The organism is Methylobacterium currus (assembly GCF_003058325.1).
Classification (GTDB): Bacteria; Pseudomonadota; Alphaproteobacteria; order Rhizobiales; family Beijerinckiaceae; genus Methylobacterium; species Methylobacterium currus.
In genome coordinates this window covers 2,508,700-2,524,756 of the sequence record NZ_CP028843.1, presented here as the reverse complement: position 1 = coordinate 2,524,756, position 16,057 = coordinate 2,508,700, and the positions used below count along the sequence as shown (strand labels likewise).

16 protein-coding genes are annotated in these 16,057 nt (G+C 71.4%); 10 read left to right on the top strand and 6 right to left on the bottom strand.

Features of this window, described 5'->3' with window-relative positions:
- Positions 1–55 precede the first annotated feature (55 nt).
- From DA075_RS12015 to DA075_RS12005, 3 genes are all read left to right on the top strand, one after another.
- On the top strand, positions 56–1,729 hold the full coding sequence (locus DA075_RS12015; RefSeq protein ID WP_099953425.1) for a DEAD/DEAH box helicase: 1,674 nt from the start codon (positions 56–58) through the stop codon (positions 1,727–1,729).
- 60 nt (positions 1,730–1,789) lie between these two features.
- Positions 1,790–2,668 (top strand): aldose 1-epimerase family protein, encoded by an 879-nt coding sequence (locus DA075_RS12010; RefSeq protein WP_099953424.1) that lies wholly within the window; start codon positions 1,790–1,792, stop codon positions 2,666–2,668.
- A gap of 73 nt (positions 2,669–2,741) precedes the next feature.
- Entirely contained in the window at positions 2,742–3,719 is a 978-nt protein-coding gene (locus DA075_RS12005) for a tyrosine recombinase XerC (protein WP_099953423.1), read from the top strand.
- Positions 3,720–3,844: 125 nt separating this feature from the next.
- Here DA075_RS12005 and DA075_RS12000 read toward each other — a convergent pair whose 3' ends face one another.
- Both DA075_RS12000 and DA075_RS11995 read right to left on the bottom strand, forming a co-directional pair.
- Positions 3,845–5,308 (bottom strand): MDR family MFS transporter, encoded by a 1,464-nt coding sequence (locus DA075_RS12000; protein ID WP_099953422.1) that lies wholly within the window; start codon positions 5,306–5,308, stop codon positions 3,845–3,847.
- A gap of 357 nt (positions 5,309–5,665) precedes the next feature.
- The gene (locus DA075_RS11995; RefSeq protein WP_099953421.1) at positions 5,666–6,127 is read right to left on the bottom strand and encodes an Lrp/AsnC family transcriptional regulator; all 462 of its coding nucleotides are present in this window, start codon (positions 6,125–6,127) and stop codon (positions 5,666–5,668) included.
- 146 nt (positions 6,128–6,273) lie between these two features.
- Between DA075_RS11995 and DA075_RS11990 the strand changes: the two genes are divergently transcribed.
- Both DA075_RS11990 and DA075_RS11985 read left to right on the top strand, forming a co-directional pair.
- Complete coding sequence (locus DA075_RS11990) at positions 6,274–6,525, top strand: DUF6356 family protein (protein ID WP_099953420.1); 252 nt, start codon at positions 6,274–6,276, stop codon at positions 6,523–6,525.
- A gap of 128 nt (positions 6,526–6,653) precedes the next feature.
- Positions 6,654–7,655, top strand: a complete 1,002-nt coding sequence (locus DA075_RS11985; RefSeq protein WP_099953419.1) for an ABC transporter substrate-binding protein — start codon at positions 6,654–6,656, stop codon at positions 7,653–7,655.
- Between the two features lie 50 nt (positions 7,656–7,705).
- On the opposite strand, the gene DA075_RS11980 is transcribed toward DA075_RS11985, so the two are convergent.
- On the bottom strand, positions 7,706–8,047 hold the full coding sequence (locus DA075_RS11980) for a hypothetical protein (RefSeq protein WP_099953418.1): 342 nt from the start codon (positions 8,045–8,047) through the stop codon (positions 7,706–7,708).
- A 246-nt stretch (positions 8,048–8,293) separates the two neighbouring features.
- The gene (locus DA075_RS11975) at positions 8,294–8,611 is read right to left on the bottom strand and encodes a hypothetical protein (RefSeq protein ID WP_099953417.1); all 318 of its coding nucleotides are present in this window, start codon (positions 8,609–8,611) and stop codon (positions 8,294–8,296) included.
- Positions 8,612–8,958: 347 nt separating this feature from the next.
- Here DA075_RS11975 and cysS point away from each other — a divergent pair, with 347 nt between their 5' ends.
- The 3 genes from cysS to DA075_RS36965 are packed head-to-tail and all read left to right on the top strand — an operon-like array spanning position 8,959 to position 11,153.
- Positions 8,959–10,338 carry a cysteine--tRNA ligase gene (gene cysS, locus DA075_RS11970; RefSeq protein ID WP_099953416.1) on the top strand — a complete coding sequence of 460 codons (1,380 nt, stop codon included), beginning with the start codon at positions 8,959–8,961 and terminating at the stop codon, positions 10,336–10,338.
- An 18-nt stretch (positions 10,339–10,356) separates the two neighbouring features.
- Positions 10,357–10,863, top strand: a complete 507-nt coding sequence (locus tag DA075_RS36550) for a nucleotidyltransferase family protein (RefSeq protein ID WP_164712306.1) — start codon at positions 10,357–10,359, stop codon at positions 10,861–10,863.
- Positions 10,773–11,153 carry a HEPN domain-containing protein gene (locus DA075_RS36965; protein ID WP_244936608.1) on the top strand — a complete coding sequence of 127 codons (381 nt, stop codon included), beginning with the start codon at positions 10,773–10,775 and terminating at the stop codon, positions 11,151–11,153. The genes DA075_RS36550 and DA075_RS36965 overlap by 91 nt, the downstream gene beginning before the upstream one ends.
- Positions 11,154–11,173: 20 nt before the next feature.
- Here the strand turns inward: DA075_RS36965 and DA075_RS11955 are convergent, their stop codons facing one another.
- Together DA075_RS11955 and DA075_RS11950 are read right to left on the bottom strand one after the other, a co-directional pair.
- A complete protein-coding gene (locus tag DA075_RS11955; protein ID WP_232388498.1) occupies positions 11,174–11,380 on the bottom strand; it encodes a DUF1737 domain-containing protein in 207 nt (68 codons plus the stop codon).
- A gap of 334 nt (positions 11,381–11,714) precedes the next feature.
- Positions 11,715–12,308, bottom strand: a complete 594-nt coding sequence (locus DA075_RS11950; RefSeq protein ID WP_099953415.1) for an LOG family protein — start codon at positions 12,306–12,308, stop codon at positions 11,715–11,717.
- A 205-nt stretch (positions 12,309–12,513) separates the two neighbouring features.
- On the opposite strand from DA075_RS11950, the gene DA075_RS11945 reads away from it, so the two are divergent.
- Positions 12,514–13,863, top strand: coding sequence for a LysM peptidoglycan-binding domain-containing protein (locus DA075_RS11945; protein ID WP_099953414.1), 1,350 nt, complete (start codon positions 12,514–12,516; stop codon positions 13,861–13,863).
- A gap of 186 nt (positions 13,864–14,049) precedes the next feature.
- On the top strand, positions 14,050–16,005 hold the full coding sequence (locus DA075_RS11940) for an ABCB family ABC transporter ATP-binding protein/permease (RefSeq protein WP_099953413.1): 1,956 nt from the start codon (positions 14,050–14,052) through the stop codon (positions 16,003–16,005).
- Positions 16,006–16,057: the final 52 nt, after the last annotated feature.

The following is a 16,057-nucleotide window of genomic DNA, read 5'->3' as shown; positions in this document are numbered from 1 at the left end:
GCCTCCGGAGCCGTTTCGATCCCCGCGCGTCGCCTCACCCCGGGATCGAATCCACGTGCCTTTTCCTGCTCTGCCCGCCCCGCTCGCCCAGGCCCTCGCCGGCCGCGGCTACGAAGACCCGACGCCGGTCCAGGCCGCCGTCCTCGAACCCGAGACCGAGGGACGCGACCTCGTCGTGTCGGCCCAGACCGGCTCCGGCAAGACCGTCGCCTACGGCCTCGCGCTCGCCCGCACGCTCCTCGGCGACGCCGAGACGCTCGCAGCCCCCGGCGCCCCGCTGGCGCTGGTGATCGCGCCGACCCGTGAGCTGGCGCTCCAGGTCCACCGCGAGCTGTCCTGGCTCTACGGCCCGGCCGGCGCCCGCGTCGTGTCCTGCGTCGGCGGCATGGACCCGCGGCGCGAGAGCCGCTGGCTCGCCGACGGCGCCCACATCGTGGTCGGCACGCCGGGCCGCCTGCGCGACCACCTCGAGCGGCGCAACCTCGACCCGACGGCCTTGCGCGCCGCGGTGCTCGACGAGGCCGACGAGATGCTCGATCTCGGCTTCCGCGAGGACCTCGAATTCATCCTCGGCACCACCCCGGCCGAGCGGCGCACGCTGCTGTTCTCCGCCACCCTGCCGAAGGGCATCGTGGCGCTGGCGGAAGCCTATCAGCGCGACGCCCTGCGCATCGCGGTCGCCGGCGAGACCAAGGGCCACGCCGACATCGAGTACCGCGCCTTCCGCATCCTGCCGCGGGAGACCGAGCTCGTGGTGGTCAACACCCTGCGCCAGGTCGAGGCCCGCACCTCGATCGTGTTCTGCAACACCCGCAACTCCGTCCGCCACCTCCAGGCGGTGCTGATGGAGCGTGGATTCCAGGCGGTGGCCCTGTCGGGCGAGCTCGGCCAGGGCGAGCGCAACGCGGCCCTCCAGGCCCTGCGCGACGGCCGCGCGCGGGTCTGCGTGGCCACCGACGTCGCCGCCCGCGGTATCGACCTGCCGGGCTTGGGCCTCGTCATCCACGCCGAGCTGCCCCACGATTCCGAGGTGATGCAGCACCGCTCCGGCCGCACCGGCCGGGCCGGGCGCAAGGGCATCAGCGTGCTGCTGGTGCCGCCGTCCCGCCGCCGCCGGGCCGAGGAGCTGATGGTGCGGGCGAACGTGGTGCCGGTCTGGTCCGGCCCGCCGCCGGCCGACGAGATCCGCGCCCTCGACCAGGAGCGCCTGCTCCAGGATCCCCTGGTGACCGACGAGGTGAGCGAGGAGGACCGGGCGATGGCCCAGTCCCTGCTCGCCCAGCGCTCGGCCGAGGACCTCGCGGCTGCCCTGGTGCGGGCCTACCGCTCGCGCCTGCCCTCGCCCGAGGAGGTCACCGATCCGGGCTTCGCCACCGGCCGTGGCGTGACGCCCCGGCGCGAGACCACGGCGCGGGACACCCCGCGCGCCCCGTTCGGGTCGAGCGTGTGGTTCCGCCTCAATGTCGGCCGGCGCGACAACGCTGACCCGCGCCGGCTGCTGCCGATGCTGTGCCGCCGCGGCGACGTGACCCGCGAGGAGATCGGCGCGATCCGCATCTTCGACCGCGAGACCAAGTTCGAGGTCCGCGGCGGCGCCGCCGAGCGCTTCGCCCACACCTTCCCGCGCACCGGCCCGGCCGACCTCCAGGTCGAGGCCCTGGCCGGAGGGGAGAGCGAGGTGCCGCCGCGTCCGCGCCAGCCCCGGCGCAACAACGCCCGGCGGGGATGAGGACCATTCCCGGATCGGCCTTCAGCCGGTAACAGGGGCCTCGTACCAGACGAGGCCCCGATGAGCGACACCGTCGAGATCCGCCACCGCGACACCAAAGCCCGCCTCGCCCTCACCGGGGCCGAGCCGGTCTCCTGGCGCGTCGGCGGCACCGAGTACCTGTGGTCGGGCGATCCGGCGCATTGGAATCGGCACGCGCCCTGGCTGTTTCCGGTCGTCGGCGCCTCGGCGGGCGGCGCCGTCACGGTGGCGGGCCGCGCCTACCCGATGGCGCAGCACGGCTTTGCCCGCGACAGCCGCTTCACGGTGGTGGCGCAGGCCGAGGACAGCGTCACGCTGCGCCTCACCGACACCGCTGACACCCGGACGCATTATCCCTTCGCCTTCCGCCTCGACATCACCGCGACGGTGCGAGACGGGGTGCTGGCCTTCGCCTGCGAGGTCCACAACCCGGGGCCAGAGCCGCTGCCCTACGGCCTCGGCTTCCACCCGGCCTTCCCCTGGCCCTTCGCCGGGGGCGAGCGGGCGGCCGGGGGCGGCTACGCGGTGCGCTTCGAACACCCTGAGCGGCCGGCGGTGCCGGAGGTCGGGCCCGGCGGCCTCCTGGTGCGCAGCGAGCGGCCGCTGCCCTTCGACGGCGATACCCTGCCCCTCGATCCGGAGATGTTCACCGAGGCGCTGGTGTTCCTCGACGCCCGCAGCCGGGCGATGCGCTTCACCGCCCCCTCCGGCGCCGCCATCGCCCTCGAGGCGGAGGATTTTCCCCACCTCGCGGTCTGGACCCGGCCGACGGCGCCGTTCCTGTCGCTCGAATGCTGGACCGGCCACGCCGACTGGGCAGGCTTCATGGGCGAACTGGCCGAGCGCGATTCGCAGCGCCTGCTCGCCCCCGGCGCGAGGGCCCGCCACGGCGTGACCCTACGCTTCACCCCGGCCTGACCGGGGCGCGTCAACCCGCCGTCAACCGGGTCCGGGGCCTACTCGTCTCCCCCCGACCGGAGCCCGGCCCCCCATGCGCGATTCGACCTCGGACGCCGAACCTGCCGACCTGCTGCTGCCCGGCGCGCCCGACGTGCGGGCGGCGGCGATGACCTGGCTCGCGGGGCTGGCCTCGGAGCGGCGGCTGTCGCCCAACACCGTCGAGGCCTACCAGCGCGACCTGCGCCAGTTCCTCGCCCACCTGGCCCGGCAGGGGACGAATCCCGACATTCCGGCCCTGATCCGGCTCAAGCCCCGCGACCTGCGCGGCTTCATGGCGGCGCGGCGCCAGGAGGGCGTCGGCGGGCGCAGCCTGATGCGGGGGCTGGCGGGCCTGCGCTCCTTCGCCCGCCATCTCGACCGGGAGGGGCATGGCAGCGTCGCGGCCCTCGCCGCCGTGCGCTCGCCCAAGGTCGAGCGGCGCCTGCCCCGCCCGCTCCCCGTCGCCGCCGCGATCGCGATGGCGAGCCCCGACATCCGGGCCGGCGAGGAGCGCCCGCCATGGGTGCTGGCCCGGGACGCCGCCGTGCTGGCGCTGCTCTACGGCTCGGGCCTGCGCATCTCGGAGGCGCTCGGCCTCAAGCGGCGCGACGCGCCCGTCGACGGGGTCGATGCCGTGACGGTGGTCGGCAAGGGCCAGAAGACCCGCAGCGTGCCGGTGATCGGCCCGGTCCAGGCCGCAGTGGCCGAGTATCTGAAGCTCTGCCCGTATGGGCTGCCGGCGGACGGTCCGCTCTTCGTCGGCGCCAAGGGCGGGCCGCTCTCGCCGCGCATCGTGCAGCTCGCCGTCGCCTCGATGCGGGGGGCGCTGGGCCTGCCCGACACCGCGACGCCGCACGCCCTGCGCCACTCCTTCGCCAGCCATCTCCTCGGCCGCCAGGGCGACCTGCGGGCGATCCAGGAACTCCTGGGCCACGCCTCCCTGGCGACGACGCAGGTCTACACCAAGGTCGATGCCGCCCGCCTGCTCGACGCGTTCGATTCCGCGCATCCGCGGGCCCGCGCCTCCTGACGTGGTCTTATGCCAGTGCGCTGATGCATCCCCATGTCGATGCATCAGCGTTCGGCGCATCGGCGCCCGCGCCCATTCGGGCTTGCCAGCGCCTTCGGACGCGGACGTCCGAAGGCGCTGGGATTTTATTCTGCCGGCACCTCGCGGGCGCGCCCGAGGGGGATGTGCGGCACCAGGAGCGCGGTGGCGAAGGCCGCCGCGGAGAACAGCAGCACCGCCCAGAAGGTCTGGTGCAGGGCATGCTGCAAGACCTGGCGCACGGTCTCGGCCTCGCCCGGCAGGCCGCCCGCCGCCAGCGCCTGCTGCAGGCTGTCCGCCGTGACGGTGCTGCCCGCCGCCGCGAGCCCGTGATTGAGCACCGCGCCGAACACCGTGGCGCCGAGCGTGCTGCCGAGGTTGCGCGAGAAGATGTTCGAGGCGGTGGCGCTGCCGCGCTGGGTCCAGGGCACGATCTCCTGGATCAGCATCAGGGCGGCGTTGCTGAGGAGCCCCATGCCGAAGCCCATGATCAGCGAGCCGGCCCCGGCCTGGGCCGGCGGGCTGCCGGGCTGGAGCGTCACGAAGGCCAGCGCCCCGAGCGGCAGCAGCAGGCCGCCGGTGACCAGGATGCGGCGCAGGCCGAAGCGGTGCAGGTTGCGCGCCGCCAGCGTCGCGCCCATCGGCCAGCCGAGCACCATGACGGTGAGCGCCATGCCGGCGACGATCGGCGTCTGCCCGAGCACGCCCTGCACGTACATCGGCAGGAAGGTGGTGAGCCCGATGAGCGCCATGCCGGCGAGGAGCGAGGTGGCGTTGGCGGCGGCGATTGGCCGGCGGCGCCACAGCGAGGCGTCGATCACCGGCTCCCGCGCCCGGCGCTCCTGGACGGCGAGCAGCACGGCCGCGACGAGGCCGAGCCCGGCGGCGATGCCGACGACCGACCAGCGCCCCTCGCCGGCCTCGGTCAGCGCCACCATCAGGGAAGCGACCGTGAGGGTGAACAGGGCGGCGCCGGCCGCGTCGACCGGCCGGCGCTCGCGCCGCTCGCCCTCGTGCAGGAAGGCGATGAACAGCGCGCTCGCGACGACGCCGACCGGCAGGTTGATCCAGAAGATCCACGACCACGAGGCATGCGCGATGATGAAACCGCCCGCCACCGGCCCGACCACTGCCGAGACCGCCCAGACGCTGGCAAGGAAGCCCTGGATCCGCCCGCGCTCCTGCGCCGTATAGAGGTCGCCCACGATGGTGAGCGCGACGGGCTGGATGGCGCCCGCGCCGATCCCCTGGATCAGCCGGAAGGCGATCATCACCGGCATCGACCAGGCGAAGCCGCAGAGCACCGAGGCGGTCAGGAACACCGCGATGCCGGTGAGCAGCACGGGCTTGCGCCCATGGATGTCGGCCAGCTTGCCGAACACGATCGTGGCGGCGGTCTGGGTGAGGAGGAAGCCGGAGAAGACCCAGGCGTAGAGCGACAGCCCGCCGAGCTCGCCGACGATGCCCGGCATCGCCGTGGAGATGATCGTCGCCTCGATCGCCACCATCGCCATGGCGGCCATGACGGCGGCGATCACGAGGGGACGGCGCGTCGTCCGGGAGGTCGTCATGGTGGCTCTTCTCGGCGAGATGTCTTGGGGATGTCTTGGCGTGGCGAGGCCTTGCGGCGCAGCTAAACCCATCGGTCCGGAAAGCAACCGGCGCCCGGCGCAGATCAGACCCGCGCAATCGCGTCGAGCGTTTCTCTCGGATCTGCTCAGCCACGACAAGCATCTCTTCCCACCCACGACCTCATCCCGAGGTGTCAGTCGATCGGAGATCGACTGACCTCGAAGGAGGGCTCCAGAAATCTGTGCGACCACTGGAGCCCTCCTTTGAGGCCGCGGCAAGCGGCAGCCCCTCAGGATGAGGCCAGATCTGGATGGATGATGGAAACATCGAGAATTTAAAATGATTTCATCGTAATATTATTCGGCGTAAGTCACGGGCAGTGCCGTCGTGTACTTGATTCGCTCCATCGCGAAGGCGGAACTGACGTCGTAGAGGTCGACCGACTGGATCAGCCGCTTGTAGACCCGGTCGTAGGCGGCGATGTCGGGCACGACGATGCGCAGGAGGTAATCGGTCTCGCCGCTCATGCGGTAGAACTCGACCACTTCGGGGATCGTGACCACGGCGGCGCAGAAGCGCTCGGCCCAATCGGCGGTGTGGCGATTGGTGCGCACCGAGACGAACACCGTGACGCCGACCCGCATCCGGTCGGGATCGAGCAGCGCCACCCGGCGCTGGATCACGCCCTGCGCCTCCAGCTTCTGGATCCGCCGCCAGCACGGCGAGGCCGACAGGCCGACCTGGGCGGCGATCGCCTCGAGCGATTCGGCGGCATTCTCCTGGAGGCACAACAGGATCTTTCGATCGAACTCGTCCACGCGAAATTCTTCCAGTCTCTCGCGACATTGCGCAATGGGCTTGCGCGATCCTAGGAAGAGAGAAGAAAATTCGCAATCCGGCTTCGCGGGGGCCGTGCGATCCTCAGGGTGCCTTTCGAGACACCCCGACTTCCTTCGAGGATCCCATGTCGAAGCTCTCCTTCTCCGAGCACCCGGCCTCCGTCGGCGAGACCTATGTCGAGCATATGGGCGTCGCCACCGGCTTCGGCCTCAGCATGATCGCCGGCGGCCTCGCCTGCCTGGTGCACGGCATCCTGCCCTTCGCCTTCACCAGCACCGGCTCGCGCACGATTATTCGCCTGCACGACCGCATGGTGGCGAACCGCGCCCGGGCCGCCCGGCACCGGACCGAATCCAGCTCCGCCGTCTCGGCCTGAGCACCCCCCTTCCTTCGTCGCGGCTTGACGTTTCCGGGGCATTTCCGGACCCTGGCTCCTGACACGGTTCCGGCGGGCGCTCGACCTGAGCGTCCGGACAGGAGCTGAGAACCAGGGAGCATCCGCCCATGCCGTTCCTCAGGCGCGCCGTCGGCGCGCTGGCCGTCGTGCTCGGCCTCGCCGCCGCCCCCGCGCAAGCCGAGACCAGCGAAGTCCGCTTCACCCGCCAGCCCGGCCTGATCTACATGCCGATGGTGCTGGCCGAGCAGCAGCGCCTGGTCGAGAAGCACGTCGCGGCGGCCGGCCTCGGCGACGTGAAGGTGAGCTGGGTCACTCTGACCAGCGGCGGCGCCTCGGTCGATGCGCTGATCTCCGGCAACGTCGATTTCGTCACCAGCGGCGCCACCAACCTGCTGCTCGCCTGGGACCGCACCCGCGGCGAGGTGAAGGGGCTGGCGGCCTCGGCCGGCGCGCCGATGATGCTCGTCACCCGCAACCCGGCGGTGAAGACGCTCGCCGACTTCTCGGCCACGGACCGGATCGCGGTGCCGACCGTGAAGGTCTCGGCCCAGGCCGTGATGCTCCAGATCGCCGCCGAGCGCCAGTTCGGCGAGGCCGGCCGCAACAAGCTCGACGCGATCACCGTGCAGCTCGGCCATCCCGACGCGGTCGGCGCCCTCCTCGGCGGCACCAGCGAGGTCAACAGCCACTTCTCGCTGCCGCCCTACCAGCAGATCGAGCTGAAGGACCCCAAGATCCATGTCGTGGTCAATTCCTACGACGTGGTCGGGGGGCCGTTGAGCAACGCCATCGTGTTCGGCCGCGGCAAGTTCATGGAGCAGAACCCGAAGACCACCGCCGCGGTGCTCGCCGCCATCGACGAGGCCAACGCGCTGATCCGCGACGACCCGAAGCGGGCGGCCGAGCTTTACCTCGGTGCCACCAAGGAGAAGTTCGAGCCCGACGAACTCGTCGCGATGATGAAGCAGCCCGGCGTCGTGTTCTCAACCACGCCCTACGGCACGATGCTGCAGGCCGACCATCTGGCGAAGGCCGGCGTGCTGAAGACCCGGCCGAAGGAGTGGAAGGACTTCTTCTACAAGGCGGTGCACGGCCAGCCAGGCACCTGAGCCGGGTTTTCAGCCCGGCATCCGGGCCTTTTCGCGCGGCATCCGCGCTTCTAGCGCGGCAGGATGTCGAGCCCGGCGCGGCCGAGGGTCAGCTCGCCGATGTCGCACTCGGCCGCGCTATGGACTGGGAACGCAACGGCACCGGAGGCGGAGGCGCCGCCGGTGCCGTAGCCGTAGGCGGTGCGGCCCCAGCCGCTCGCCGCCCGCACCGGACGGGCTCCCGGGCGCGGGGCGGGACCGACGACGTCGTGATCGAACGGGGTCCACATTCGGCAATCGTAGCCGGGCAGGCCGGATACGACTGGACCGACGGGGGCGGGTTCGCGGATTCGCGGGGCGGCGAGCGCCAGCGTCGGCATCAGGGCCGCGGCGATGATGACGCTTCGGATCATCCTGCTGTCTCCCGCCTGCCCCGGCCGCCGGTCCGTACGATCCGACATAGCGGGATCCGCGCGGCGCGCCAGCGTGTGATGGCGCCTTCGGGTGAAGCGGATGTGTCGGGCAGTGCGGCCTGCGATGTCGTACAAGCCGAGTCCGACCGATCCTAGCGTCTGTCCCACCCACGGCCTCAGGATGAGGTCATGGGTGGGATGAGGCAGACATTGTTTCTGCGATGGTGGAGCTTCGAGCCCTTCCCATCAATCCCGGCAGGTGATCCGGATCGGGCGGTCGGAGGTCTTCACGGCCGGGGCCGCCTCGATCGCGCCGGTATACTCGTCCTGGGCGGCGATGCCGTAGGAGGCCGACTTGGCGTAGCCCTGCGACTCGCACCAGGCATCCGCCACCACCTGGCCGCACTCGCCGCCGGTGGCCAGGCACTCGGCGACGCCGTAGCCGTCGCTGGAGGGGATCAGGAAGGTCTTCTCCACGCCGGGCGTCTGCGATGCGGCCAGCGCCGGGACGGCCACGGAGACCAGGACACCGAGGGCGCTGAGGACGGCGAGGGTGCGACGCATGGGGCAAACCTTCTGATCGGAGCCGCCGGCATCCGGCTCCGGCCCGACACTGGGCGTGGGTGGTAAACAATCTCTCTACGCATCGTGCGAGCGCCCCGATTACGCAGGGTCCGGCCGGGGCTTGCACCCCACGGCCGCTGCCGTCTCGAATTGCTCGCGGAATTGGGCTAACCCGGATCGGCCCTCCGCGGCGTCTCACCCGTGCAACAGGCGGCCGCCCGGTCGCCCGCGCCGGCGGCGCCCGGGGACCGGCACGGCCGGGTCCGATCCTCGACCCGGCAACGACTTAGAACCTCGGCCGGAACGCCAGACGGCACCCCGGCCCGACCCCGTCCCGCAGGTGTTTCATGGCCTCGCTGTTGCGCCTCTACAACACGCTCTCCCGGGCCAAGGAGCCGCTCCGGCCGATCGATTCGGGCCGGGTGCGGATGTATGCCTGCGGCCCGACCGTCTACGACGCGGCCCATATCGGCAACGCCCGGCCGCTGATCGTCTTCGACCTGCTGTTTCGGCTGCTGCGCCACGTCTACGGCGCCGACGCGGTCACCTATGCCCGCAACGTCACGGACGTGGACGACAAGATCAACGCGCGGGCGGCCGAGCGCGGCATCACCATCCGCGAGCTCACCGACGGAACGCTGGCGCAGTTCCACGACGACATCCGCCGCCTCGGCATCCTGATGCCCGAGACCGTGAACGTGCCGGGCAAAGCCCCGGCGATGATCGAGCCGCGGGCGACCGACCACATCGTCGAGATGACGGCGCTGATCGACCGGCTGGTGACGGCCGGCCACGCCTATGTCGCCGAGGATCACGTGCTGTTCGACGTGCCCTCGATGCCCGATTACGGCGCGCTGTCGCGCCGCCCCCTCGACGAGATGGAAGCCGGCGCCCGGGTCGACGTGGCGCCCTACAAACGCTCGCCCCTCGATTTCGTGCTCTGGAAGCCCTCGAAGCTTGCTGAGCCGTCCTGGCCTTCGCCGGCCGGGATCGCGGTCCCGGGGCGGCCGGGCTGGCACATCGAGTGCTCGGCGATGGCCTGGAAGCATCTCGGCGAGACCTTCGACATCCATGCCGGCGGCATCGACCTGGTGTTTCCCCACCACGAGAACGAGGTGGCGCAGTCGCGCTGCTGCTTCGGCACGCCGGTGATGGCCAACATCTGGCTCCACAACGGCTTCCTGCAGGTCGAGGGGGAGAAGATGTCGAAGTCGCTCGGCAACTTCGTCACCTTACGCGAGGTGCTGGCGGACTGGCCCGGCGAGGTCGTGCGCCTCGCCATGCTGCGCACCCATTACCGCCAGCCGATCGACTGGACCCTGCGCGGCCTGGAGGAGGCGAGCCGCACCCTCGACCGCTGGTACGACGCCGCCGGCGATGCTGCGCCCGGCCCGGCGCCCGACAGCGTGCTCGAGCCGCTCCTCGACGACCTCAACACCCCGGCGGCCCTCGGCGAGGTGCACCGCCTCGACGACCCGGCGGCTCTCAAGGCCGGCGCCGGCCTGCTCGGCCTGCTGAGGCAAACCAAGACCGAGCGCGACCGGGCGGCCGTGGCAGCGTCCGGGGTCGACGCCGCGGCGGTGGAACGGCTCATCGCCGAGCGCAAGGAGGCCCGGGCCCGCAAAGACTGGGCCGAGTCCGACCGGATCCGCGGCGCGCTCACGGCGCTCGGGGTGACGGTGAAGGACAACAAGGACGGGACGACGACCTGGACGGTGGGCCAGTAGGCCAGGGCAGCATGAGGAATGCGGCATGAGGACGATCGAGGAGGTGCTGCGGCCGCCGACGAGGCGGAGACCGCCGCCGCCCTGGCGCAGTTTACCTCGGATGCGCGCCGGCATTACGGCGCGCGCCTCCTCGATCTCTATCTGTTCGGCAGCCGCGCGCGGGGCGATGCCCGGCCTGACAGCGATGCCGACGTGGCGGTGATCCTGGCCGATGGCGCGTGGCGGATCATCGACGAGGCGCGCGTCCTCGCCGACCTCTCCTACGACCGGCTGATCGAGGACGGACTCGACATCCAGGCCCACCCCGTCTCGCAGAGCGCCTGGAACGATCCGGCGCTCCACCCCAACCCCGCCCTCGTCCGGGCGATGCGGCGCGATGCCCGGCTGATCGAGGGCGCCCGACGACGGAACTTTGGCTCAGGGCCGAGGAGGCCCTGGCCGAGGCCAGGATCCTGCTCGCGGCAGGCCGCCCGAACGGCGCGATCAGCCGCGCCTACTCCGCCGCCTTCACGGCCGTGCGGGTGATCGTGACGCAACGGACGGGTGCCCGGTCGGAGGAACTGCGCCGGCAGGCCGCGGTCCTCAAGATGTTCTCGGAGCACTTCATCACCCCGGGCCTGATCGATCGGGAATTCGGCCGCGGGTTGCGTCATCTCTTCAGCGATCGGGCGAGCGTGGACTATGATGGGCCTCGCTTGACCGCTGAGGACGCCGGCAAAGCCGTCGACTTTGCCGAGCGCCTTCTCCAGGCGACAAAACCCTTCGTTGCGGGACCGTCAGGTACGACGCAATCGGCCGACGACCCGCCAAGCTGACGGCGTGCCCTGGGCCGCCCTCACTCCTTGACGACGGACGGCCAGACGATCGCCTGCGCCACGATCACGTCCGTGCCGTTGAAGGTGCAGGAGGGCGAGCCGTAGAGCTTGTAGCCCAGCGCCAGCGCTTCCGAGATCCGGCGGCAGAAATGGGCGTCGTCCTTCCCGGTGATCAGGCGGTAGGGCAGCCCGTCGTTCGGGGGCTTCGGGTCCGTCGTCGTGGTCACTATCGGCTCCTCGTGGAGTTGCATGTTCGATCCCACGCGCGACCGCAGGGCCTGATTGATCGGTTGCATCGATCGATCTGTCATACAGGTCGACATCTCCCGACGTCATCCCGGGGCTCGCCGAAAGGCGAGAACCCGGGATCCATAAACGCCGGTCGGAGAACGAGACGAATTGCGTTCCGCCCTGTCCTGAGCCGTTGGCGTTTATGGATCCCCGGTTCCGCTGCGCGGCCCCGGGATGACGGGGAGGGCCGCACTTCAATCCGCCCACTCGGTCGGGCGCGGGACGAGGGCGCGGGGAGGAGCGGTTCGCGAGCTTGCCGCCGCCGCAGGCTCAGAACTTCTCGTCGATCAGCGCCTCGGCCTCCGGCCGCCGGGCCGTCCTGCGGATTGCCTCGCGCAGCATCGGCACCACCTGGTCCGGTTCCTCGGCCACGAGGTAGCTGAGGTCCAGGCCCTCGCGGATGAAGCCGGTGCGGCGCATGTGGTCGAGGAGGGCGAGGAACGGTGCCCAGAAATCGGCCACCGAGAGCAGCAGGATCGGCTTGGCGTGCTGGCCGAGCTGCGACCAGGTCATCTGCTCGACCAGCTCCTCCAGGGTGCCGATGCCGCCCGGCAGGGCCACGAAGGCGTCGGAGCGGTCGAACATCAGCTTCTTGCGGGTGTGCATGTCGGAGACCACGATGGTCTCCTGCACGTCGTCGAGCATGCGCTCGCGCGACTTCAGGAAGTCCGGGATGATGCCTGTGACGTGGCCGCCATGGTCGAGCACCGCCCTCGCCACCGTGCCCATCAGCCCGACATTGCCGCCGCCATAGACCAGGGCGATGCCGGCTTCCGCCAGGTGGCGCCCCAGCGCCCGCGCCGTCGCCTCGAAGATCGGATCGGTGCCGAATCCCGAGCCGCAATACACGCAAACCGTCCGCATCGAGTCTCCGCACCGTTCGCAGCCGAAATCGGCTGTTCCCACGCAAGTTTCCGGCCGAGCCGCGCGATTCGCGCCGCGTGGTCTCGCCCCGCCACTCCTGTTAATATGACGGCGATGGCGTGGGCGTGTCGACCGGAGGCGAAAGGTCGCGCGGTAACCCTTGAGACCATCGGCCGGGAGGACCCGTGAGCGGGAGTGTTGCGCCATGACGACCGTGTTGCGGACGACCGAGTTGCGGAGGGGCATCGGCCTCGCGGCCGTCGGCCTCGTCGCCGGCTTCGTGCTCATCGGCGTCGCGGCGAGCGGCACGCGGCTGTTCTCGCTCGTCTCGCCGGAGACGGAGCCAGGCCCGACGACCTCGCCGCAGGCAGCGCTCTCGCCGCCGGCGCCCACCGCCCCGATGCCGCCTGCCGCCCTGCCGGCCAAGTCCGGGGCGATGGTCCCCGAGGCGATGGCCGCCGCGAAGGACGTGCCGTCCTTCGACATCATCCGGGTCGAGCCCGACGGGGCGAGCGTTCTCGCCGGGCGCAGCCGGCCCGGCGCCGAGGTCGAGGTGCTGCGCGACGGCCAGCCCTTCGCCCGTACCAAGGCCGACGAGGCCGGCAACTTCGCCCTGGTGCCGCCGGTCCTGCCGCCGGGCAGCCACGAGATCACCCTGCGCAGCACCGCGCCGGACGGCGCCACGGCCTCCGGCCGGTCCAGCGCCGTGGTGGTGGTGGCCCAGGACCGCCGCACCAAGCCCCTCGTCGCCGTGACGGCCCCCGGCCAGCCGACCGCGGTGCTGTCGCTGCCGGAACAGGTGGCCAAAGCCGAGGCCAAGGCGGAGACGAAGACCGAGACCAGATCCCCGGCCGGCTCCCAGCCGGTCAAGGTCGTCGGCGTCGATGCCGAGCCGGGCGGACGGCTCTACGTCACGGCGCAAGGAGCGCCCAAGGCGGATCTGCGCCTCTACCTCAACGACACGCTGGTGGCGCCCGGCCAGGCCGGGCCGGATGGCCGCGTCGCCTTCACGATCGGGCGCGGGGTCAGGCCCGGCGACTACCGGGTGCGGGTCGATCAGGTCGATCCCGCCACCGGGGCGGTCAAGACCCGCGCCGAGACCGCCTTCGCGGTGCCGCCGAATCTCGGGACGGCCGTCGCCGGTGCAGCCGAGACCCCGGCGCGTCAGTCCCTGCGGCGCGGCGCTCCGGCGGGTGGCGCCGTGGTTGCGGCGGCTCCCTCCGCGACGGTTCCGCCCGCGGGTGCGACGGCCACGGCCCTTGCCCCCGCCTTGGCCCCCACCTTGGCCCCCTCGCAGGCGCCGCGGGCAGAGATGGCGTCCGGGTTCGCCGATCCCGGCGCGGTGTTCGTGCCCGGCATCAGCACCGCGAAGGTCATCCGCGGCGACAACCTGTGGAGCATCAGCCGCCGGGCCTACGGCAAGGGTCTGCGCTACACCGTGATCTTCGACGCCAACCAGGGCCAGATCCGCGACCCGAACCGGATCTATCCCGGACAGGTCTTCGTGCTGCCGGGCGAGGCGCCGCAGGCGCGGGAGCCGGAGAGCCGCGGCTGACGGCCCCAGGCGGCTGAGGGGTGTCAGGCGGCGCGCCCGGCAGGTCTCGCCCGATTGCCGCCCGGTCCTCCCGGGCCTTGCCGCCGCGGGGACGGGCCCACCGCAGGTCCGGGCCGCGTCGGACGCGCTGTCCCCCTGTTCGGTCCTGGCCTATATGCGGCGCCAATCCCGTCCGGAACCGGCCCCTTGTCAACCGACTCGAATCCTCCGGCCGAGCCCGAGCGGCCCGGCCTCGTCGCCACCTACCGCCGCCTGTGGCCGTATCTCTGGCCCCACGGCCGGCCCGACCTGCAGCGCCGCGTCTTCATCGCCTTCGGCCTGCTGCTCGTCGCCAAGGTGGTCACCCTGGCGATGCCGTTCACCTTCAAATGGGCGACCGACGCCCTGGTGGCGGTGGTGGGCGGCCAGGGCGGCGCAGGCAAGGACGGCGCCGTCCCGACCGGGATCTGGGCCGCGCCGGCCCTGATGATCCTGCTCTACGGCGCCGCCCGGATCACCATGGCGCTCCTGACTCAGGTCCGCGACGGGCTGTTCGCCAAGGTGGCGATGCACGCGGTGCGGCGCCTGGCGCTCCAGACCTTCCGGCACATGCACCAATTGTCCTTGCGCTTCCACCTCGAGCGCAAGACCGGCGGCCTGACCCGGGTGCTGGAGCGCGGCCGCAACGGCATCGAGGAATTGTCGCGCCTGATGGTGCTCACGCTGGTGCCGACCATCGTCGAATTCCTGCTGGTGCTCGGCACGCTCGCCTACGAGTTCAGCCTCTCCTACTCGGCGGTCGTGCTGGTGATGGTGGCGGCCTATCTCGGCTACACCTACAAGGCCACGGAGTGGCGCATCGCCATCCGCCGGCGGATGAACGATTCCGACACCGACGCCAACACCAAAGCGGTCGATTCGCTGCTCAACTACGAGACCGTGAAGTATTTCGGCGCGGAGACGCGCGAGACGGCCCGCTACGATCAGTCGATGGCCCGCTACGAGAAGGCCTCGACGCAGACCTACGTCTCGCTCGCGGTGCTCAACGCCGGCCAGGCGGTGATCTTCACGATCGGCATGAGCGTGGTGATGTGGCTCGCCGCCCGCGACATCATGGCCGGGCGGGCGACGATCGGCGGCTTCGTGCTGGTCAACACCATGCTGGTGCAGCTCTCGATGCCGCTCAACTTCATGGGCATGATCTACCGCGAGATCAAGCAGGCCCTGATCGACATCGACGACATGTTCAAGATCCTGCACCGCAACCCGGAGATCGCCGACCGGCCGGGCGCAGCCCCGCTGGCGATCGGCGAGGCGGTGGTGCGGTTCGAGGACGTGCACTTCGCCTACGTGCCGGAGCGGCCGATCCTGCGCGGCATCAGCTTCACGGTGCCGGCGGGCCGCACGGTGGCGATCGTCGGACCGTCGGGCGCGGGCAAGTCCACCCTGTCGCGCCTGCTGTTCCGGTTCTACGAGCTGCAGGCGGGCCGCATCACCATCGACGGGCAGGACATCGCGGCGGTGCAGCAGGATTCCCTGCGCGCCGCCATCGGCATGGTGCCGCAGGACACGGTGCTGTTCAACGACACGATCGGCTACAACGTCCGCTACGGCCGCTGGGAGGCCTCCGAGGAGGAGGTGCGCGAGGCCGCAACCCTCGCCCAGATCGACCGCTTCATCGCCGCCCTGCCGGAGGGCTACGACACGCCGGTCGGCGAGCGCGGCCTGAAGCTCTCGGGCGGCGAGAAGCAGCGCGTCGCCATCGCCCGCACCATCCTGAAGGGGCCGCCGATCCTCGTCCTCGACGAGGCGACCTCGGCGCTCGATTCCTTCACCGAGCGCGAGATCCAGGACGCCCTCGACCGGGTCAGCCGCGGCCGCACCACCCTCGTCATCGCCCACCGCCTCTCGACGGTGGTCGGCGCCGACGAGATCATCGTCCTCGACCAGGGCCGCATCGCCGAGCGCGGCACCCACCTGGCGCTGTTGGGCCAGGGCGGCGTCTATGCGGCGATGTGGAACCGCCAGCGCGAGGCGGACGCGGCCCGCGAGGCGCTCAAGCGTGCCGAGGCCGAGGAAGGCGTGAGCCTGCGCACGCATCTGGAGCCGGGCGAGATCCCGGCCGCGGTCGCCAAGGCGCCGGAGCCCGCCTCGGTCTCGTGAGGTCCCTCGCGGCCGTCGCATGCGACGGAGACAAAGCGAGCCCGCGCCCTTC